At 40.5% G+C, this 20589-nt stretch carries 27 protein-coding genes and 1 pseudogene; 19 read left to right on the top strand and 9 right to left on the bottom strand.

Annotated elements, in window-relative coordinates:
- Positions 1-96 precede the first annotated feature (96 nt).
- A pseudogene (locus DHBDCA_RS05665) lies at positions 97-246 on the top strand (oxygenase); the annotation flags it as partial.
- Positions 247-425: 179 nt separating this feature from the next.
- On the top strand, positions 426-1109 hold the full coding sequence (locus DHBDCA_RS05660; protein ID WP_015043231.1) for an SOS response-associated peptidase: 684 nt from the start codon (positions 426-428) through the stop codon (positions 1107-1109).
- A 4-nt stretch (positions 1110-1113) separates the two neighbouring features.
- Here the strand turns inward: DHBDCA_RS05660 and DHBDCA_RS05655 are convergent, their stop codons facing one another.
- A complete protein-coding gene (locus tag DHBDCA_RS05655) occupies positions 1114-2367 on the bottom strand; it encodes a DNA polymerase Y family protein (RefSeq protein WP_015043230.1) in 1254 nt (417 codons plus the stop codon).
- Positions 2368-2379: 12 nt separating this feature from the next.
- Positions 2380-2640, bottom strand: coding sequence for a hypothetical protein (locus tag DHBDCA_RS05650; RefSeq protein ID WP_015043229.1), 261 nt, complete (start codon positions 2638-2640; stop codon positions 2380-2382).
- 363 nt (positions 2641-3003) lie between these two features.
- Here DHBDCA_RS05650 and DHBDCA_RS05645 point away from each other — a divergent pair, with 363 nt between their 5' ends.
- From DHBDCA_RS05645 to DHBDCA_RS05610, 8 genes are all read left to right on the top strand, one after another.
- Entirely contained in the window at positions 3004-3654 is a 651-nt protein-coding gene (locus DHBDCA_RS05645; protein ID WP_015043228.1) for a cobalamin B12-binding domain-containing protein, read from the top strand.
- Positions 3655-3660: 6 nt separating this feature from the next.
- Entirely contained in the window at positions 3661-4386 is a 726-nt protein-coding gene (locus DHBDCA_RS05640) for a GntR family transcriptional regulator (RefSeq protein ID WP_015043227.1), read from the top strand.
- Between the two features lie 117 nt (positions 4387-4503).
- On the top strand, positions 4504-5103 hold the full coding sequence (locus tag DHBDCA_RS05635) for a GTP-binding protein (protein WP_015043226.1): 600 nt from the start codon (positions 4504-4506) through the stop codon (positions 5101-5103).
- Between the two features lie 9 nt (positions 5104-5112).
- The gene (locus DHBDCA_RS05630) at positions 5113-5544 is read left to right on the top strand and encodes a hypothetical protein (protein WP_041225777.1); all 432 of its coding nucleotides are present in this window, start codon (positions 5113-5115) and stop codon (positions 5542-5544) included.
- 78 nt (positions 5545-5622) lie between these two features.
- Positions 5623-6249: a cobalamin B12-binding domain-containing protein gene (locus DHBDCA_RS05625; protein ID WP_015043225.1), complete on the top strand. Its 627-nt coding sequence runs from the start codon at positions 5623-5625 to the stop codon at positions 6247-6249.
- Positions 6246-7373: a uroporphyrinogen decarboxylase family protein gene (locus tag DHBDCA_RS05620; protein WP_015043224.1), complete on the top strand. Its 1128-nt coding sequence runs from the start codon at positions 6246-6248 to the stop codon at positions 7371-7373. The genes DHBDCA_RS05625 and DHBDCA_RS05620 overlap by 4 nt, the downstream gene beginning before the upstream one ends.
- A gap of 10 nt (positions 7374-7383) precedes the next feature.
- The gene (locus tag DHBDCA_RS05615; RefSeq protein WP_015043223.1) at positions 7384-8187 is read left to right on the top strand and encodes a dihydropteroate synthase; all 804 of its coding nucleotides are present in this window, start codon (positions 7384-7386) and stop codon (positions 8185-8187) included.
- A gap of 225 nt (positions 8188-8412) precedes the next feature.
- Positions 8413-8745, top strand: a complete 333-nt coding sequence (locus DHBDCA_RS05610) for a class I SAM-dependent methyltransferase (RefSeq protein WP_015043222.1) — start codon at positions 8413-8415, stop codon at positions 8743-8745.
- A 48-nt stretch (positions 8746-8793) separates the two neighbouring features.
- On the opposite strand, the gene DHBDCA_RS15705 is transcribed toward DHBDCA_RS05610, so the two are convergent.
- From DHBDCA_RS15705 to DHBDCA_RS05585, 6 genes are all read right to left on the bottom strand, one after another.
- A complete protein-coding gene (locus DHBDCA_RS15705; RefSeq protein WP_242825005.1) occupies positions 8794-8934 on the bottom strand; it encodes a WYL domain-containing protein in 141 nt (46 codons plus the stop codon).
- A gap of 241 nt (positions 8935-9175) precedes the next feature.
- Positions 9176-9943, bottom strand: a complete 768-nt coding sequence (locus tag DHBDCA_RS05605; protein WP_041225898.1) for an ABC transporter permease — start codon at positions 9941-9943, stop codon at positions 9176-9178.
- 64 nt (positions 9944-10007) lie between these two features.
- Entirely contained in the window at positions 10008-10769 is a 762-nt protein-coding gene (locus DHBDCA_RS05600; RefSeq protein ID WP_015043220.1) for an ABC transporter ATP-binding protein, read from the bottom strand.
- Between the two features lie 15 nt (positions 10770-10784).
- Positions 10785-11135 carry a DUF1048 domain-containing protein gene (locus DHBDCA_RS05595; protein ID WP_015043219.1) on the bottom strand — a complete coding sequence of 117 codons (351 nt, stop codon included), beginning with the start codon at positions 11133-11135 and terminating at the stop codon, positions 10785-10787.
- A gap of 9 nt (positions 11136-11144) precedes the next feature.
- Positions 11145-11492, bottom strand: a complete 348-nt coding sequence (locus DHBDCA_RS05590; RefSeq protein WP_015043218.1) for a DUF1048 domain-containing protein — start codon at positions 11490-11492, stop codon at positions 11145-11147.
- A complete protein-coding gene (locus tag DHBDCA_RS05585) occupies positions 11492-11818 on the bottom strand; it encodes a PadR family transcriptional regulator (protein WP_015043217.1) in 327 nt (108 codons plus the stop codon). Before DHBDCA_RS05585 ends, DHBDCA_RS05590 begins: the two co-directional genes overlap by 1 nt.
- Positions 11819-12344: 526 nt before the next feature.
- On the opposite strand from DHBDCA_RS05585, the gene vanR reads away from it, so the two are divergent.
- Positions 12345-13043, top strand: a complete 699-nt coding sequence (gene vanR / locus DHBDCA_RS05580) for a VanR-ABDEGLN family response regulator transcription factor (protein WP_041225775.1) — start codon at positions 12345-12347, stop codon at positions 13041-13043.
- On the top strand, positions 13033-14187 hold the full coding sequence (vanS, locus tag DHBDCA_RS05575) for a vancomycin resistance histidine kinase VanS (protein WP_041225774.1): 1155 nt from the start codon (positions 13033-13035) through the stop codon (positions 14185-14187). The genes vanR and vanS overlap by 11 nt, the downstream gene beginning before the upstream one ends.
- Before the next feature lie 21 nt (positions 14188-14208).
- Here vanS and DHBDCA_RS05570 read toward each other — a convergent pair whose 3' ends face one another.
- Positions 14209-14922 (bottom strand): VanZ family protein, encoded by a 714-nt coding sequence (locus DHBDCA_RS05570; RefSeq protein WP_242824979.1) that lies wholly within the window; start codon positions 14920-14922, stop codon positions 14209-14211.
- A gap of 282 nt (positions 14923-15204) precedes the next feature.
- Here DHBDCA_RS05570 and DHBDCA_RS15215 point away from each other — a divergent pair, with 282 nt between their 5' ends.
- The 7 genes from DHBDCA_RS15215 to DHBDCA_RS05545 all read left to right on the top strand — a co-directional run bounded on the left by DHBDCA_RS15215 (position 15205) and on the right by DHBDCA_RS05545 (position 20497).
- Positions 15205-15375 carry a hypothetical protein gene (locus DHBDCA_RS15215; protein ID WP_343205479.1) on the top strand — a complete coding sequence of 57 codons (171 nt, stop codon included), beginning with the start codon at positions 15205-15207 and terminating at the stop codon, positions 15373-15375.
- Positions 15359-15535 (top strand): DUF3102 domain-containing protein, encoded by a 177-nt coding sequence (locus tag DHBDCA_RS15210; RefSeq protein ID WP_015043212.1) that lies wholly within the window; start codon positions 15359-15361, stop codon positions 15533-15535. The genes DHBDCA_RS15215 and DHBDCA_RS15210 overlap by 17 nt, the downstream gene beginning before the upstream one ends.
- Before the next feature lie 125 nt (positions 15536-15660).
- Complete coding sequence (locus DHBDCA_RS05565) at positions 15661-15972, top strand: hypothetical protein (RefSeq protein WP_015043211.1); 312 nt, start codon at positions 15661-15663, stop codon at positions 15970-15972.
- Positions 15973-15986: 14 nt separating this feature from the next.
- Entirely contained in the window at positions 15987-17309 is a 1323-nt protein-coding gene (locus tag DHBDCA_RS05560) for a reductive dehalogenase (RefSeq protein WP_015043210.1), read from the top strand.
- 471 nt (positions 17310-17780) lie between these two features.
- Positions 17781-18482: a Crp/Fnr family transcriptional regulator gene (locus tag DHBDCA_RS05555; RefSeq protein ID WP_015043209.1), complete on the top strand. Its 702-nt coding sequence runs from the start codon at positions 17781-17783 to the stop codon at positions 18480-18482.
- 235 nt (positions 18483-18717) lie between these two features.
- On the top strand, positions 18718-19101 hold the full coding sequence (locus DHBDCA_RS05550) for a dehalogenase (protein WP_242824978.1): 384 nt from the start codon (positions 18718-18720) through the stop codon (positions 19099-19101).
- Position 19102: 1 nt separating this feature from the next.
- Positions 19103-20497, top strand: a complete 1395-nt coding sequence (locus DHBDCA_RS05545; protein WP_015043207.1) for a reductive dehalogenase — start codon at positions 19103-19105, stop codon at positions 20495-20497.
- Positions 20498-20589: the final 92 nt, after the last annotated feature.

Raw genomic sequence — 20589 nt, 5'->3', positions numbered from 1 at the left:
CTTTTTTGTATCCTCAAGGCATACAGAAGTTGTAGTCCTGTTGCAGAAAAAATAGTTAGAGAATATCATTAATGCTGAACTTGGAGGTAAATTAAAATGAAAAAAATAAATATTAATGAAAAGCTGAATACTTTCAGTGAGTACTGGAGTCCCAAAATTGTTGGTGACATCAATGAGTCATATGTCAAGCTTGTAAAGCTTAAAGGCGAATTCGTATGGCATATGCATGAAAATGAAGGAAAGATAAGGAACTTAGACCACAAGATGTAGTGGTTTGGAACAAAAAATGGGCAAAAATTAGGGTAAAAAAGTGCGTTTTTTGACCTGGTTTTTTGAGGCATTTTATAGATGACATACATTGGAGTTATGAAATATTATTTTTGATAAGAAATGAAAACAGATCAAACAGACGGAGTGAATGCGTTATGTGCGGCAGATTCACCTTGACGTTAACATTTCAAGAAGTTGCAGAAATCCTGAAAATTACTGACGAAATTGATTGGAAACCGCGTTACAACATTGCACCGATGCAACCGATTCTCGCCATGACCAATGACGGAATGAACCATGTAAAACTGTTTCAATGGGGGCTTGTTCCTTTCTGGGCTAAAGATCCATCCAGTGGCAGCAAAATGATAAATGCCAGAGCAGAAACGGTTGATACAAAACCAAGCTTTAAAAATAGTTTTCAAACAAAACGGTGCCTGGTTCTGGCTGATGGTTTCTATGAATGGAAGCGAGAAGGGAAAAGTAAGATTCCATATCGTTTTACGCTTAAAGACAGGAACGTATTTGGCTTTGCTGGAATATGGGATTCTTGGACGAGTCTAGACGGAAAAACAATCGACAGCTGTTCCATTATTACTACGGAAGCCAATGCGTTAATGGCATCCATTCATGACCGGATGCCGGTTATCCTGGATAAAGAAAAAGAAGAAATTTGGCTTGACCCAACGCTAAGTGATCCGATTTTGCTTAAATCGCTATTGATCCCGTATAATGCCAAGCAAATGAATCATTATGAAGTATCCCCAAAAGTAGATTCACCTAAATATGATTTAAACGAATGCATTCAGCCGATAAATAAACAAGCAGTACTATTCTGCTAGATAATCATAATAAGCTGGACATCATGGGATATTCCTCGTCAGTAACCGTTCCGCCGGATATGGCACTCAGCCCGCTATGGAGGAAAGAAGCTCTCATAACGGATCTCAGACCAAATCGACTACGAATCTCATCGACAGCGTGATCCATGGCACGCTGTTTTTCTATATCCTGTTCAAATAAACTCGGTTGAATAAAGCTGTTGGTGCACAGTTCAGATACCCGGACCCCGAGGTGCCTGATGGGCTCATTTTTCCAGATTTCGTCGAATAAGTCACAGGCAATTTTATGGATCTTATTCGTGGAATCGGTAGGGGTATACAATTTCCGTTGGTGGGAGTAAGAATAAAGGTCATTGGTTCGGATAGAAACAGAGACAAGCTGAGCTAAATAGTCTGCCTGACGCAATCTGGCGGCAACACTTTCAACCAAAGAGAGTAAGACAAGATGCGCTGTTGGTGTATCTGTTACATCGAAAGCAATCGTCGTCGAATTGCCGATACCTTTGATTATCGGCCTCCGATTGATCTTGACAAAGGATTCGTCTCGGCCATTGGCGAAATTCCAGATCAGAAAGCCAAAACTTTTGAGAAAAAGCTTTAGTTGATTGGGATCGGCATTAGCCAGATCCCCAATCGTATAGATTCCTCGGTCATTTAATTTTGGTGCGGTTGCCCTGCCGACACCAAAAAGTTCTGCCACCGGAAGCGGCCACATTTTAACAGGCATTTCCTCAGGGAATAGTGTATGAACCCTGTCGGGTTTTTTTAGCTCCGATCCCATTTTAGCCAGAAGTTTATTGCTGGAGATTCCGACATTGACGGTGAAGCCTAATTGCTCCCTGATCTGATCTTTTAGGTGGTAAGCAGCGGCAATCGGATCACCAAGCACTTTCTCCATTCCGATATAATCCAGAAAGTATTCATCTATCGAGTATTGCTCAACTAGTGGGGAGTATTCCCGTAATATATCGCCAAAAGCGGAACTGCATTGCATATAAAGATAATAATTAGGCGGGACAATGATCAGGTTCGGACATTTTAGTTTTGCTGCAAAGAGAGATTCGCCTGTAACGATGCCATAGTTTTTGGATGGAATCGATTTCGCTAAAATAATACCATGCCGTGTTTCTTGATTGCCGCCAACAACGGAAGGCACAGTTCGTAAATCCAAAGGATCACCATGCTGAAGCCGATGGACTGCTTCCCATGAGAGATAGGCTGAATTCACGTCGACATGAAAAATAATACGCCTGCTCAAAAAAAGTCACTCCTAAATCTTAAACAAAAACCATTTGCCGGTACCTGGTTCAAACTTCAATTCAAATACTTTTAGTAATCCGTTAATCGTACTCTGACAGCGAAATGTAATCATTTTATTGCCTGCCAATTTATCCTCGGACCTGAAACAGACCTGTTCAACGGTAATGATGGAAGGGGAATCATGTTCATCGATTCTAAACCTTAATGGTGTGGACATTCCGTCAATTTTGAAGGAGGCTATAACTTCGATGGGTTTCATTACGACTTTCATAAGCATCCCGCCTAAAAAACAGATTCACACAGAACGTGTGTTCGTATTATAGATTATACAGTTGCACTGAATATATGACAACATCTTGAGGGGTGGAAATATAAACCATAGATTGAATCATATACTCCTCCGGAGTTTTGTATCCATTACCGGCATGAAGCCTTTTTCTTTTGTAGTAGACCTCAATATACCAGAATATTTCAGATTTTGCCTGCTCCCTTCTTAGGAAAGTTCGTCTAGTGACTGTAAGGCGTTTATATATCAATTCGGTATAATTAATTATGAGGGTGTGCAAAACATATGCAAAATAGCAGTATGTGTGTATAATAAATATACGTACATGTACATGTACGTAGGGGGGTGATGTTTTTGAGAAATAATCTTGTCGAATATGTCAGCGAACTGAATGTTGATAAAGCTGAGGCCGAAGTTAAGAAAATGCTTAATGAAGGTGTATCCCCGAAAGAAATCTATCAGTCTATGCTGGACGGATTATATGAAATCGGCAAGAAATACGAGGCGGGAGAATCCTTTATTGGAGATCTTATTGTATCCGGGATGTTAATGAAAGAGGTCTTGTCAATTGACGAGATGAAAACATACAATACAAATAAATACACTACATATAAAGGACGAATCCTTATGGGGACTGTATCTGAAGATATCCATGATATTGGCAAGGACATCATGATTGAAATGTTGACTGCAGAAGGTTTTAAAGTTATGGATTTAGGAGTCGATGTAAGGCCGGAAAAATATGTGGAGGCAATTATAGCATTTAAACCACATATTGTGGGTATCAGCTGTGTGCTGACTACATCGATCAATTATATATTTGAAACAATTAAAGCAATAGAGAAGTCGGGACATAGAGATTCACTTAAGATAATTGTGGGTGGAGCTGTAATAAATAAGAAATGTTACCGCATTGGTAATGCAGATGCTACTACCAATGACGCTTACGAAGGACTTCATATATGTGAAAATTGGATTAAGGAAATGGACGTAAGGTAGAGGATTATGACGAATGTACTTTATTTAACGATTGTTGAGGAAATTAAAAAGAAAATAATGGAAGGTTTGATAATACCAGGTGATATGCTAAAATCTGAATCTGAAATGATGAAAGAGTATTCTGTCAGCAGAATGACGATCAGGAAAAGCCTTTCGCTGCTCTCAAACGAAGGATATATATACTCTGTTCCCGGAAAAGGTAACTTTGTCAGAAAGCCTGAAATCGATATTTTTCAGCTTCGATTTAGCGATTTTGATTCCCTTGCCTGTGAAACTGATGAAATCAAGCTGATTTCAGTAAGAGTGGAAGAGCCTGACCCGGAGACAAGATACGAATTTGGTATGAAGTCAGGCGATCAGGTGGTTGTTCTTGAGAGGCTGTCTTTTTGCGAGCACAAACCAATAGCGCTTGAAATTGTTATCTCACCGTATATATCGAAGAAGCCTGTTGTTGAAGATATACTCAACTTTGCCAATTATTCCAAAGCTTTAGAATCAAAATTGGCCTTTAGCATCAGAAAGGAACTTGAAATCAACGTTATTGCAGCTCCTCTAAATGTAGCAAAATGCCTGGAAACTCAACCAGGAGATGCCATTTTTTTAATCAATAAGAAGATAATAAAGAGAGATACAAATCAGATACTTAATATCAATAGGTTTTATATAAAAAAACAATACTATTCAATAAAAGCAGCGACTCCTGAGGAGGATGACAGCAGAAAAATATTTTAAGCCCGAGGGGCTTTTTTTTTATTGCAAAGGCATTAAATTTTATATTGACATGATTAAATATAGGGAATATATTATACATACATACATATACGTACAGGTAAGTAAATGAGGTGTGTCGTGAGCAAGATTTTTTTAACTTCTGGATTTCTCGGTTCAGGAAAAACTACATTTATTAAAGAACTGATAGAGTATCTTTCATCAAAAAATATAAAAGTTGCGCTAATCATCAATGAAGTGGGAGAAATAGGGATAGACAACAGATACATGAAGCAGCTTGGATACAATGTATGGGAAATTTTTGGCGGCTGTATATGCTGTACTATGGCATCTGGTCTGGAATCCACTCTGAAGCAACTTGAAGTCTATAATCCGGATGTTATTGTAATCGAACCCAGTGGCGCTGCAGACCCTGGAATAACAATAAATTCACTAAGCAATCTCGGAATTGACAGAAAACAAATCTCTGATTTTTTTATATTTGATCTAACCAGGCTCGATATGTTCCTTACAGTATTGGGACCGCTCCTTTTCGCTAGCATTGAGAAAGCGGATTTTATTCTGATAAATAAGCTTGAACTTGTAGATGAGCAGGTTGTAAAAGCTGCTTATGAGGTTCTGAAGGAACAGAATGCAACTTGTCCTGTGATCACAATTTATGAGAGTGTCTACATAAATCCACAACTTAAAGAAAAAATAGACAATATTTTGAGGAATTGAGGGGTTTGCATGTATCAGAATGAATTCAATCCTATTACATTTATCTTAGAACTAAAATTGCCGGACCCAACAATTGTGAAAAGATGGACAGATATTACTAGCTACATAATTGAAAAGTATGCTCAAGAATTATCAAAAAATGATGACGTTTTTATTGGACATATCAAAGCTATTTTCACAGGCGGGGAAAAGGATTATATAAAGCTGAGCATATATAGAAAAGATATCCCCGTAAACTCCGAGTGCTCGGGCGACGGAACATACAACGAAATAAAGCTGATAATAAACTCTATTGTTCACAATGTCGATGAGGAAACCTCAATTCGGACGTTGGATCAAATATGTGATAAATGTAGAAAACAGTTTCTGATCGGTTACGATGTAAAACTAGAAAGCCATAAAGAGCATAGTCAGTACAATGGACATGTCCATGACAATTAATCTCTTCACCATTAGTAAATGGTATTAACTCTCGGGAGTTAATCATAAATCTAACAAAAGAAAGATGGAGGTTTTGAAATGAACAGTATCGCACAAATGCTAGCAAATCTTGAAGACGACAATCTAATGGCAGAAGTTCAGAAACAGCTGGAGAGCGGTGTAAGTCCGCTGAATATTCTAAAAGAATGTCAAGCAGGAATGATAGAAGTGGGAAACAAGTTCGCAAGTGGTGATTTCTTTGTGTCAGATCTTATGATGTCAGGAGCTATCTTCAAAGAAGCCGGCGAGCTGATAGCTCCCTATCTCAAGGGTCAAAGCGGAGAGAGCGCAGGAAAGGTTATCGTGGGGACAGTATTAGGAGATATTCACGATATTGGCAAAGACCTTGTAGTAGCTATGCTTAGTGCTGGAAATTTCGAGGTTATCGATGTGGGAGTGGATGCTAGCCCTGAGGTATTTCTAAGCGCACTGAAGGAAAACCCGGATGTAACCGTCTTGGGACTTTCTTGTCTTCTGACAACCAGCTACGATGCTATTAAAGAAACTGTTGATGCGGTAACAGAAGCAGGGCTTAGAGACAAAGTCAAAATCATGATCGGCGGCGGTCCGGTTGACCAAGGTGTGGTAGAATACTGCGGAGCAGATAGATTTGGCAAGGACGCACAGGATGCAGTCACGGTATGTAAGGAGCTGATGGGATTATGATGCCAAGTAAGCTGTTTTTAGAGAGAAATGAAAAGATAGAAAAGACCATAAATTTTAAAAATGACAGCCCTACTACATGCTATGCAGGCGGAGCGACACCTGCCGGACATATGGGTATTACCATGGCAGAGTTTGCTAATAATCCTGACAAAAATGTTGAAACAACGATCGCATACATCAACGAAATTAACGAGCTTGCTCCAATAGATTGTCTCAATATGTCTGGTGGCGGATTTATTAACGTCATCCTGTCGACTTTATGGCTGTCTAAAATAAACATGCCAGGGAGAGAACTTCCGGAAAACTCCTTATGGCAGGTTTCTGAGAAGAAAGTAATGGAGAATGAGGATTACGATCTGATATTAGATAAAGGATATCCAGCTCTGCAGCAGAAAATATTGCCAAAAGTTCTTGATATGAGTGAATTGGGAGAATTTATGGACTATTCGCAGAAGTTTGGACAAATCAATGCAGAAAAACATATATCGGCAGGTTATCCTTCCGTAAATACAGCAGCCTTCAGTCCTCCTTTTGAGATACTCTGTGGCGGTAGGTCAATGAACCAGTTTTTTATGGATTGCTATAAAATGCCGGATAAAGTTAAAGCTGCCCAGGATGCCATGATGCCCGCAATCATTGGAGATATGTTGAATATAATGAAAGCAACTCACGGAAAAGCTTGCTGGGTAGGCGGATGGAGAGGAGCAAGTGCACTTGTATCTCCAAAAATATGGAACAATCTTGTATGGCCATATATGAAAGAGATGGGTATGGCTCTGGTAGAAAATGGATTTACCCCATGTTTTCACTTAGACCAGAACTGGGATAGAGATATAGAGAGGTTCCTAGAAATTCCCGAAAAAATGAGTATCCTGAACCTCGACGGAATGACTGACATGAGAAATGCCAGAAAAGTATTGGGGGATCACGTTGCACTTATGGGAGATGTACCGTCGCAATTGCTTGCAACTGGAACACCGGAAACAGTCTATAAATATGTCACGGATCTGATAGATGATATTGGATACAAAGGATTGTTTATAACACCTGGTTGCGACGCTCCTGCAAATGCCAAATTTGAGAATATGGTAGCCATGTTTAAAGCAGCTAAAGAATACAAGTAAGGAGTTAAGTATGATATTCATTGGTGAAAAAATAAACGGCACAAGAAAAATTATCAAAGAAGCAATTATAAGCAGAGATGCAAGCTATATACAGAGCATTGCACTTTCCCAAGCTGAATCGGGCGCAGATTTTCTGGATATCAATGCGGGAACAGATCCTGAAAGAGAAACGGACGATATTATCTGGCTAATAGAAACTGTTCAGGCTGTAACGGATACGCCCATATGTATTGATAGTTCAACTCCATCAGCGATAAAAGAAGCATTGAAAGTGGTTAAGTCCACCCCAATGATTAATTCCATCAATGGAGATAAGAAAAGACTCGATGATTTTTTACCCTTCATAAAAGAAAGGAACTGTCCTGTAATTGCGCTGTCTATGGATGAATCAATGTCTGGCATGCCCAAATCAATTGAAGAAAGGATGCATGTGCTGGAGAATATTTTTGCGGCCACTCGGGCAATGGGTATAGAGGACAGCAAAATCTACATTGACCCGCTGATCATGTCAATAGCCACTGACCAGAAGGCGGGGAACGTTGTATTCGATTGCATAAGGACGATCCATGCAACTTATCCTGAGGCTCATATTACTGGAGGCTTAAGCAACATTTCCTATGGACTCCCTAACAGAAGTCTGATTAACAGGACTTTTTTGACACTGGCGGTGGCTGCAGGAATGGATAGCGCGGTGGTTAATCCATCGGATACAAATCTCATCGAATCAATGTTTGCCACAAATCTTTTGCTTGGCAAAGATAAATTCTGCAGGAAGTATACAGTAGCTTCTAAAAACGAGTTTAAGAAAAAATAGATTGTGACTTCAGTAAGTATAAATAATCATTATGTACTTCCACATGGATTATGTCGACTAATCTAATAGTTCTATACTTTTGCAGCCTAGACAAATGCCTTTAAAACAAAGGTATTTTGTCTAAGGCTGTATTTAAATGTTAAGGTATGATTCTATTACTAAAACAAGGTCAGAAACCCCAGCATATTCAGAAATTATTTCAAGAGATAGATCATCATCGGTTAAATGATTTTCAATATAGTCAATCACTTGGTCAAAGGCAGTACTGATAATATTCCGCTATCAGATGATTCGATTGATATTGTGCTTGCTTCATTAATATTACATGAAGTTCAGCCGTTATCCAGGACCATGCGGCAAATTAACCGTGTGCTTAAAGAGAACGGGCAACTTTTGTGCTTGGAATATGAAAAAAGTGAAGGCGCAATGGATGGCCCTCCATTGCATATTAGGGTACCTTCATCGGTTATGGAGCAAGAGTTAGAAAAAGCCGGATTAAATGTAACACAGAAGGTATTTTTTAGAGACAATCTATATGTCATTACTGCTAAAAAGTGAATCACTATCATTTATCAATTAGAATGGTAATACCATGAATTAATTATTTCAAGTACTGATATCTTTTGTAGTTAGTTCAAAAATTGTACTAATTCTTTCTGAGAAAGACTTGGGCGTCATAAGGACATCAGACATTCGTGCGATTTTGAAGGTTCTATATGTGCTTCTGGTTAAGCAGAAGGCTTGCAGATACCAGGCGTTAATTTGGCGGCTTAGGATGGCGTCTTTTATAATATGAAATTGGAGATCTTGTTTTCATCGCTGCCCCAGAGACTGAAATCCACCTCAATCCAACTCGTTTTATTTTGTGTTTAAGACTTCAAAATCGAGCTTAAGTTCTGAGGACGAATAGTGGTCAAAAGGATGTGGTTTTATAGATGGCGTTAGGAATATGCATCTGTGCTGAGGTTGGATACAAAAACGTTGATTTTTACACCCGCTTTTTATACGCCCTCATCGCGAAGATATAGGCCACAAACATAATTCCAACGCACCACGCAAGAGCAACCCATATATCATTACCAACCGGTTGGTTGGACAATAACGCTCGGATGGCTTCCACGATCGAGGTCACCGGCTGATTTTCGGCAAAGGCGCGAACGACCGCCGGCATCGTCTCGGTCGGCACAAAGGCCGAACTGATAAACGGCAGGAAGAGAAGCGGATAGGAAAAGGCACTTGCACCGTCCACTGATTTGGCGGACAGTCCGGCAATCGCTGCGATCCAGGTCAGGGCAAGGGTAAACAGCGCGAGTATACCCGCCACGGCAAGCCATGACAATACGCCTGCTGACGAGCGAAAGCCCATAATGAGCGCTACGAGAATGATAACGACAACCGAAATCGCATTGGATACCAGCGAGGTCAGTACATGCCCCCACAGCGCAGCCGAACGCGCAATCGGCATCGAGTGGAAGCGCTCAAATATGCCCCGCTGCATATCCATAAACAGGCGGAAAGCTGTATACGCTATACCGCTGGCAATCGCAATCAACAGGATACCGGGCAGCAGATAATTCACATAGTTATCCGTGCCGGCTTGAATGGCACCGCCGAACACATAGACGAACAGCAGCATAAACGCTATCGGCATGATAGTGACCGTGATGATGGTGTCCATGCTGCGGAAAATATGGCGCATAGAACGTCCCAGCATAACGCTCATATCGCTGAAAAAGTGTTGCTTTACTGTATTCATTTTTATCGCTTCCATTTACTTCTCCTCCTTTTTACCGCTCTTTGCCATCCATGGCACCGCGGCATTAGTCCATCCGTGGACGTTTGCCGATGATGGCCAGGAATATCTCTTCCAAGGTCGGTTGTTTTTCCACATACTCCACCTTAGCGGGCGGGAACAGCTTTTTCAGCTCAGCAAGCGTGCCGCTGATGATAATCCGGCCTTCATGCAGAATGGCAATCCGGTCGGCGAGCTGTTCAGCTTCCTCCAAATACTGTGTCGTTAAAAATACTGTCGTGCCGTGGCCGGCAAGCTCTTTGACCGTCTTCCAAACCTCGATGCGCCCCTCGGGGTCAAGCCCGGTGGTCGGCTCGTCAAGAAAAATGAGCTGCGGTTTCCCTGCCAGGCTCATGGAGATGTCCAGCCTACGGCGCATACCGCCCGAATAGGTGGAAACTCTGCGGTCAGCGGCCTCGTTCAGACCGAAGCGGTTCAGTAAATCATCCGCGACTTGACGGGGATTTTTGAGGTGCCTGAGCCTCGCGATCATGATCAAATTTTCCCGTCCGGTCAAAATCTCGTCCACGGCGGCAAATTGACCGGTCAGGCTGATCGACTGCCTCACATTGTCAGGCCTTGAAGCAACATTGAAGCCGTTGACGGTGGCAGTTCCGCTATCCTGTTTGAGCAGCGTGGTGAGGATTTTGACAATCGTTGTCTTGCCCGAACCATTGGAGCCGAGCAGGGCGAAAATACTGCCTTTTTCCACCTCGAAATCCACGCCCTTCAGGACATGAAGCTGCTTGTAAGACTTTTGCAGCGCTTTCACTTGGATTGCTTTTTCCATCCCCATATCACCCCTTTACTTTGTTTTTGCCGTCACCTTTTTCATGGCCTTGTTAACTTCTTGGTTAATAGATTCTTGGTAGATGTCAGCGTAAGTTTTTGAATCTTTGATTAGATCGTCGCAGAAAGCCGCTACGTCACTGCCCGTCACTTCGAGCACGCCTTTCCCCAAGGCCGCGCCCTCTTCAAAAAGATCGATAATCCCCGAGAGCAAGCCCGTCCCTTCGGTTAGCTCAACAGGGCCGACCTTAAAGAGATATTTTTGAATCTCTTTATAAACAAACTGATAATCTTGCGGGAGCGCTTTGACACGCGCCATGTGCGCCCGCCACTCTTTTTTGCCTTCGATAATATCTTGTATTCGCATTTTATCCTCCTATTTACCTAATTTTTTAGCGATATTATTGTTGAGTTGCTCGCGCCACTTGTCGCGAAAAGACTTTGCCCCTTCTTCGCCGGCCAGCGCTGAACAGAAGCCTTTGATATCGTCACCCAAAACCTCTTGGACACGCTGACCGTCCGCAGCCGTTTCTTCGAGCAGGCCAAGCACACCGTCAAGAATTGGCATGAGGTTGCGACCGGTGAAATCTGAGTGCGGCCAAAGATTGGCTTTAATTTTTTCCCATGCCGCTTGATAATCAGCCGGCAGCTTTTGGGCTCGCAATTCAAAAGTTTTCAATTCTTTAGTCATGTCACTGCCTGTGATTTTTTCCCAAAAATTCATTATATTTTCTCCTTTAACTCGTCAATTTTTGATGATACGAACTCCCATTTTTCCCAGAACTTCCGGAGTTCCTTGTGCCCCGCGTCGTTGAGCACGAAAAACTTGCGCGGCGGTCCCATATCGGAGGGCTTCTTGGTGGTCTCCACCAACTTGTTTTTTTCAAGCCGGATCAGGATGGTGTACACCGTTCCCTCCACAACATCTGTGAAGCCCAAAGCATTGAGCTTGCGGGTGATTTCATAGCCATAGGTTTGCCCCCGACTGATGATTTCCATCACGCAACCTTCCAACACGCCTTTGAGCATTTCCGTTAGGTTTTCCAACACAATCACCCCTTACTATTCTGTATGACTAATATTTTGTATCACTTACTACCGCTATACAGTAATACATATTAGGTGGTTTGTCAATAGCGGTTGTTCTGATAATGAATTTCAACGAAAACGCAAGATGCTAATCGGCAAGCATTTGACAATGGCTGTCTTGCCCACGAACAGCATCATCAGCTGGGTTGGCGGCAAAAAGGCGCTGCGGGAGCTGATCTACCAATATGCTTTAGGTTGACTTTAACTATATTTGTTACAAAAGCGTTAACTTAGGCCGGATAAAGGCGAATAGAAAACAATTTAATAGTTTTCGTTTTTTATTTATTACTGTTCTTTAGGGGGATAAAATAGTGAAAAGTCCAAAAATCAAGGTTTTGATTGCAGATGGGTAGACATGGCCTACTATCAGTATCGCGATATTCAGAAATTCTTAAGATTATAATAAGTAAAAAGCTATAAAATGGATTATTGCTTTGCGGTATAATAATTATGGGGATATATACTTAAAAGAAAGAAGATGACGCTTTTGGCCGCAAATATTTTAATAGTTGATGATGAACAGGCTATTGCCGATTTGGTAGAAGTTTATCTGAAAAACGAAAATTATAATGTCTTAAAATTTTATGACGGCAAGGATGCTCTTAACTGCATTGAAAGTGAACGATTGGATCTCGCCATTTTAGATGTCATGCTTCCTGATGTAGATGGTTTTTCTATCTGTCAGCAAATCCGGGAAAAGCATAACTTTCCGGTTATCATGCTGACAGCCAAAGAAGAAGAAATCGATAAGATCACCGGACTGACCTTAGGTGCGGACGACTATATCACCAAGCCGTTTCGTCCCTTGGAGCTTATTGCCCGTGTCAAGGCGCAGCTCCGGAGATTTACCAAATATAATTCTTCAGAGCGAAATCAGGAAGAACACTTGATTGCTTTTTCCGGCCTGGTATTGGACATGGACACCCATGAATGTACGTTGAATGAAAAAAAGCTAGCTCTCACTCCTACTGAATTCTCCATTCTTTGGGTCCTTTGTTCCAACCGCGGACGGGTAGTCAGTTCGGAAGAATTGTTCCAAGAGGTATGGGGAGACAAGTATTTCAGCAACAGCAATAATACGGTAATGGTTCATATCCGGCATTTAAGGGAAAAAATGCAAGATAGCGCGGAGCATCCAAAATATATCAAGACGGTATGGGGGGTTGGCTATAAAATTGAAGAGTAAGAGAGCTAAAAGAAAGAATGATTATTCCAAATTAAAAAGGAAAGTATTTTTGCAAATCAGTCTGATCACAGTTGCCGCTGCTGTGACTGTTTTTCTGTTGCGCGAAATCCTGCGTGGACAGTTCGGAGATCTTATCGTTCAATTTTTAGTCAATGCTTTTCATTTTAATTATTCAGACGCCCTGACAATCTATCAGTTGGTGATTCGCAACAATATGGATATGATTCTTATTGTTGTAAGCCTGATTTTTTTAGTTATCCTTCTTCGGTTTTTTGTCTCTTGGTTCACAAAATATTTTGATGAAATCAGCGCCGGAATGGATAAACTTGCTGAGGAATCTAATGCTGAAATTATCTTGGCACCGGAATTGGATTTTATGGAAAATAAGCTTAATCAGATGAAAAACAACTTGGGAAAACAAAAGAAAGCCGCGCTTGAGGCCGAGCAGCGCAAAAATGATTTGGTAGTTTACTTGGCTCATGATATCAAGACACCTCTGACCTCCGTTATAGGATACTTAAGTCTTCTGGATGAAGCTCCTGATATGCCTCCTGAGCAGAAGGCAAAATATGTCGGTATTACCTTGGAAAAAGCTTATCGTTTAGAGCAGCTTATCGATGAGTTTTTTGAGATTACAAGATTTAATCTTCAAACAATTGTTTTGAATAAAGAAAAAATCAATTTACAGTTCATGCTCCAGCAGATGGCGGATGAATTCTATCCCATGTTGACTCCACAAGGAAAGCAGGTGTCCGTCAATGTGCCCGATGGACTCACCCTGTGGGGAGATGCAGACAAACTGGCCCGGGTGTTCAATAACATCCTGAAAAATGCGCTGGCCTATAGCTATGAAAACAGCGTCATTGACATTTCTGCTCAGCAGCAGGACAAAAATATTGTTATAACTTTTACGAATCAAGGTAATCCTATCCCACGAGAAAAACTGGAAACGATATTTGAGAAATTTTTTCGGCTGGACACATCCCGTTCTGCCAATACAGGCGGTGCCGGGCTTGGATTGGCTATTGCCAAACAAATCGTAAACGCGCATGGAGGCAATATTTTCGTGCAAAGTAATACAGAAAAGACAGTCTTTACTGTCGTGCTTCCACAAAAGCAAGAAAAGGACAAGTTATCTGCATAAGTCAGATAGCGTGTCTTTTTGTTAATTAAATAAAGATCTTAAAAATGGGTAAATTAAAAATGGGTTATACACAAAGAACATACCGGCGAATGCGCAGGCCATATAAAAACATGCCTCTTCACGAAGGAGTAAGGGAATTTTTTCGATATTGGTACTTTGGACAGAAACCTTGTCCTGTAATTTTGATAAATGTTCTTTCAGCAGCCTAAAAATTACCCATCCGATTAACGCTCCGAGAGTATTCATCAGTAAATCATCAATATCCGTTACTCTATTTCTATTGAACAATTGACTCAATTCTATGATAAGAGAGAATGTAATACCGGATAATGCTGTTTTCCATAACACTTCATACTTTTTCCAAATACATGGAAGCATAAATCCAAGAGGTATAAAAAGTAATATATTTTCTATGTATGGGCGAACACCCTCTGTAAGCCAACGAAATGGAATCAGATTAATCTCATCAGGTGGAATATTCAACCCCTTTGGTGTTATTATACCAAAGCTGTTATGAACGATATCCCTCAAAATGGTATAAATACCAGTAAAATCTAGAACACCAGTAAGGTAGTACACAAAGATATATACGATTACAATATGTTCAATTGACAGTTTATAGCCAATCTTTCTGCTTTGAGAGGTCAGTAGTATATGGTATGGAACCAAGAAGGGCAAAGTACTAATAAACCATGTAATCGACACTATAATAAACATTAAAATCGTAATGATCACTAAATTCACCTCCGTTGTAATTAACTTGTTTATTCTAGGATATTTAAAAAAGAAATGTCTTAATAAAACCTTAAGATACGGTGATTTTCTCCTTAATAAAGTTTTATTCCTATTTTTACAACTATTAGGATGCAGTAGTGTCGCAAAGAACATGTATATCACAGTGAAACTCCAGATACCGTTATAAGAAAATCTTAAGAAATTCATAAGCTGGAATTCCAAAATAGCTCCTTGTTCTGTGGTTGAATAATATCAGCACAGAATAAGGAGCTGTTTTAGAGTATGGCACGAAAAGTAAAAAAGAAAAAGTCAGGAATACGTATATTTGTAACATTTCCGTTAATAATTGTCATTGCCGCTTTGGCTTACAAATCTATCATTACTCCAGGAAACCACCAAATATTTGAGAAAGGGGCTGTATCACAACTTAGCCCCAATGAAGGACGTCAATAAAAATGGCGTCTTTTCTTTTGGGGGTGGAGAAAGTGGCCTGCCAAGTTCGGATTCGAATCCGAATTTTAGTTTTTTCCAAGCGGTCATCCCCCTGGGGATTCCGACAGAAGAGCAGGAGGAATTTATGGCCTGCCATGATGTTAATATAGTTAAATTTTAATCAAAAAACGCTTAAGAAATACTAAGCGTTTTTTTTAGAATAAATGCTATATTTAATTGGAAATTGTGGTTTCCGGAATCAGAGCAATTGCGGAAGCTGCTAATAAAAAATAAAGGAGGAGAAATATGGGTACATTTTTGGTGTTTCTAGCGGGTGTTCTTTTTTTAGCCGGCCTACTATTTATTAAACCTAGAGCAAATACGGACAAAAAATGGAAAACTATTCTTAATTGGGTTTTATACGTCGCATGGTATGCAATTACTTGGATGGGGATTTCTTTCATTTATATTAATGCGAGCGTAGGGCATGTCAAAGCAACGAGTACAGCAATCTTTTTGTTTTTAGGTATTTCAGTTGTACTAGCAGTAGTCTTAGCAAGACTCTTGGGATTTTTCGGTAAACAACAGAAAAAAGCAAATACAAGCTTAGAAGCTTAAAGAGGTGAAAAAGGATGTCTATTGAAAAACAAGAAGGGCAGAAACAGGAGCAGGAGCTAAGGATAAACCGACGTAATTTCCTAAAGGCAGGAGCAGCCTCAGCTATTTCCATGGGTATTCTTGGTATGGCAAATGCTTTGCCGGTGCAAGCCGCCGAGACGGTGTCAAACTCCGCAGGACAGTCGAAGCTTCATCCGACGAATTACGGCAGCGCCTCAGTTAAAATGGCTGATTTTAACGACCAATGGTTGGGCACAACCAAGATTGTTGGTCCTATAAAAAAATTCCATGAGGCAGATCAGGGATTCAACTTGGTTTTCCGCCATAAGGTTTCCGAGGCGGCTTTTAAGGCGAACATGTTTTACCATGCTGCTGCAAAATATCCTTTGGGAGATGCTTTAGCCAAGTTTACTTTAAGCTTAGCTCCGATGGTCTCTGGAAAAACCGCCCCTGAAAAATTGAATATTCCCGACCCTGAACAGATGTCCCAGCATATCAAAGACTGCGCCTATTTCTTAAGGGCTGATGAGGTCGGCATCGGCAAAATGCCTTCATTTGCATACTATGAGTTCAAGGCGCCTCCTCTTGCAGATATGATGAAAGATGACTTGTCTAAATCAGTACCTGTCACAGAGAGCCTGCCTTATGTCATCGTTGTCATGACTGATCAGCATTTGGAGACCATGCTGGCATCTACCGGCTATGACGGCATCAGCGGTTCCCAATCATTCCGTTCTTACCATGCAACCGCCGTTATTACGGTGATTTTGGCAAACTATATCCGTAATCTTGGTTACAACGCCAGAGCGCATCATTTTTCCAATTATGCCGCGATCATGGCTCCTTGTATGATATCCGCAGGACTGGGAGAGATGACAAGGACAGGTGACTGTGTAGCTCACCCAACACTTGGATTCCGCAACAAAGTTGCCGCTGTGACCACGGACTTGCCGCTAGCTCCAGATAGGCCAATTGATTTCGGCGCTCAGGATTTCTGCAGGGTGTGCAAAAAATGTGCCGATAATTGTCCTTCGGGAGCGATTACCCAAGACGAAGATTATATTGAAAAGAATGGTATTTTGCGTTGGCAGAGTGACATTAAGAAATGCGTTGAATTCCGTGTAACCAATAAAGAAGGGTCCATGTGCGGACGCTGCATGAAGGTTTGTCCATGGAATTCCAAAGAAGACTCCTGGTTCCATCAGGCCGGTACATTTCTCGGTAGTCACGGTGAAACTGCGTCAAGTTTGCTTAAACAGGTTGACGATATGTTTGGCTATGGTACTGAACAGATTGAGAAGTACAAATGGTGGTTAGAGTGGCCTGAACGTTATTAACTCATTGAGTATGTAAAATTCAAGGGAAAATTTAGTAAGAAAATGCATAATGTCTCTGATAGCCCTTCGGATATAATAGTGGAAGGAATAGTCCTAAGTTGTTATATCCGAATGTTATCAGAGACAAATTGCTATGTAAAAAAAAATACACTTAGCTTTACCATTAAAAAATTTAAGAAAATGAACAATATATTCATAATTTATGTTACCGATACACAAGATAAAAATATATTATCTTTTATATTGATTTCGTCTTCTAATAATTGACAAACTCTTTAAAATAAAATAATTCCTGATAAACTAAGTTTAGACCCAATTCTTCATTTGTTTAAGCAGGTGAAGGCATAATATCTAATCTTTTTGTATTATCTAAAACTAATTTTATACACTTTTATTAACCTCCTGCTAAATCTAATCTTAACATAAGAATCGATAAAGGATATTAGTATATGCAAAAGGAGGAATTAGATAATGGATGATATTAATAATAAGCAAATTCCCCGGCCTTATATGCTTGAGAATTTTGAAAAAATTGAAAGACTAGAGAAGTACTTGCATCTGGCACATAAACGTATATTTCCTAAAGGAGCAATCGTTCAAGCACAGGGTAAAAATGCTAATTCTATTCTTTATGTCAAGTCCGGATGCCTGGGTGTAAGCATTGGTTCAGATGATGGCTGTACCAAATTTCTTTTTCATGTTAATGAAAAAACGATCGGGGCAACAATCAATTCAAATGAAGACAATAGCGAAGTTCAGGTTTATGCGATCAGAAAAAGTACGGTTTATTTTTTTGCGCTTGAAGATATTCTGGAAATATTTAATGAGGATAAACAGGTACTTCTGGAAGTTATTCAAAATATTCTTGATAAGTCTTATTGTCTTATGGCAAAAACAAGGGATTTAAGTTATTACCGGCCGTCAAGCAGAATATTACGGTTTATCTATAATCTCTGTATCTCTGAAGGAAAGCTTGTGGACAATTATTACATTATAAACACCAAACTAACGCAAAAAACTATCGGAGACATTACTGGAACTCATTATGTTTCAGTGAGTAAACTGTTTAAAATGCTAGAAGAGCAGAGAATACTCAAAAAAACAAAAGATAAAATTTACATTTACAATCTTTCAAAATTAGCTTCTATGATTAATGAAGTTTTAAAGTACTGACTTTGGATTGTTGATGGTAAAAAAATACAAACCAGGGCCCACTCAAGATTATACTTTTGAGTGGGCTTCTTGTTATGTGTATCGTAACACAGAAAATTCTAACATTATGCTTTATATTATGAAGCGGATGACGTATGAAGTTGAAAAAAGTATTTACAAGGAGGGGATATAGCGTGAAAAATACATGAAAAGTTCCCATTAATGATTGTGTTTATTAGGTTCAGGTCACAAAAAATTGGTAAAAAAGCAAAAATTACAAAGAAAAGGAAAAGTAGAGAAGAAGGGAGACGTGGTAGATAGTATGGGTGGAATCATCGCATATATTTTGGGTCTTGCTACGGTATTGCTTATTCAATTATACAAAAAGTCTGTGGAGAAGAAGAACCGCAAGTTCGGCATCTGGAGCTGGGTATTATCAATATTTGTTACACTCTATGTAGATTTTTTAATATATTGGCTCTACATGGGAGTATGGGAGGGGCAGCCCAAAGCCGGAATAGTCGGATTATTCCTGATGGGTATTATTGGGGTCGTTATCGTTGCTGTTGCTCAATTATTGGTCAGCAAATCTTTTGGAAAAAAAACGATTGCCAAGTTAATGAAAGGAGAAAAAGCATAAAATGTCTAAGAAACTTAGCAGAAGGTCCTTTCTGAAAAGTACTGCACTGACTGGAGCCCTGACCAGTATATTGACACTTACGCCCGGAGCAAGAGAGAAATTACTTGGAGACGGTGCTGCGAGTGCGCTGGAATACCCCAGAGTGGATAAACCGCCTTATGAGGTTGAAGGTGAAGTCGGGCGATTTGATAATAGAAATAACGCTCATTCCCGCGGGTATTGGGATGAAAGCCAGTCGTTTTATATGTTTGGCCCACAAGGGATGACAGCCTTTCATGATACTTTAAAAAATATTGCTACCGGGACACCAAAACCTGGGTTTGATCATCGCGATCTATCATTATTTATGAGTTCCGCGTTGATGTTTAAAGTTGGTAGCTTTGCTGCGTCGCACCTGTGGGAGCCAGAACTGCCTCCGGGATTAACACAACCATACAAGACGACTCCGGAAGAAGCAGCCCAGACTGTGAAAATGGCCGCTAAACATTTCGGCGCAAGCGTTGTGGGAACCTGTAAGCTTAATCGGAATTGGCTTTACAGTCACAGGTATCACGTTGAGAATTGGAAGACGGATGCCAAAGACTTGTTTACAAAAGTGTTTGGTCTTGAAAAAGGCCTGTTGGGGCCGGTGATGACACCCGAAGAAAGAAAGAAATTACAACTGCCGAATGTAGATGATGAATTGCCTCAAGAGATGAATAACGTTATCGTCTGTGGTATTGAAATGGACTACGAGGCCTACCAGCGTACCCTTTCCTGTGTTGAAGTAGCTGAAACGTATCGGGCATACAGCTTTGATAAATTCTTGATTATGCACTTGGCCCTCTTTATTAATTATATGGGTTACCGTGCTTGGCCATTTGGCAGTTATGGACCAGGCTTGGGAATTCCGATGGCTGTCGATGCAGGGCTGGGGGAAATGGGACGGAATGGTCTGCTTATCAACCCGGACTTTGGACCTCGTCTGCGTATTTGTGGTGTTATCACCGACATGCCTATCCAGCCGGATAAACCTATAGATATGGGAGTGACCAAGTTCTGCGAGACCTGTGCGGTTTGCGCTGATAACTGTCCTTCCGGGTCTATTCCCAAGGATAATAATCGTACTGCCGAAGCCGTATATTCCACTACAAATTCTGGTGTTAAAAAGTGGCCGATTGATGCTTGTAAATGCAAAGCCTATTGGGATGATCATAACATAAGTGCTTGTGGTAACTGTGTTCATTATTGTCCGTACAATAAACCCAAAACTGAAATGCATAAGTTAGCAGCGCATTTGGCACCGACGCTAGGATCCACGCTTGTCAAGATGGAAAAAATGTTAGGCTATTCAGAACCCAAAGATGTGGCAAGCTGGTGGGCACAGGATCCTAATAAATTCTTTCCAAGGAAGTAAGTAGAACTACAAAAGAATTGCCGGCTCCCAAGCGGGAGTCGGCATATCATTATTAGGTTTCTTATTTACTTCATTTGTCAGCCTAGTTATTA

It is taken from the genome of Dehalobacter sp. DCA, from assembly GCF_000305775.1.
Taxonomy (GTDB): Bacteria; Bacillota; Desulfitobacteriia; order Desulfitobacteriales; family Syntrophobotulaceae; genus Dehalobacter; species Dehalobacter alkaniphilus.
The sequence above is the reverse complement of the archived record's forward strand: the minus strand, read 5'-3'. Positions and strand labels throughout refer to the sequence as shown.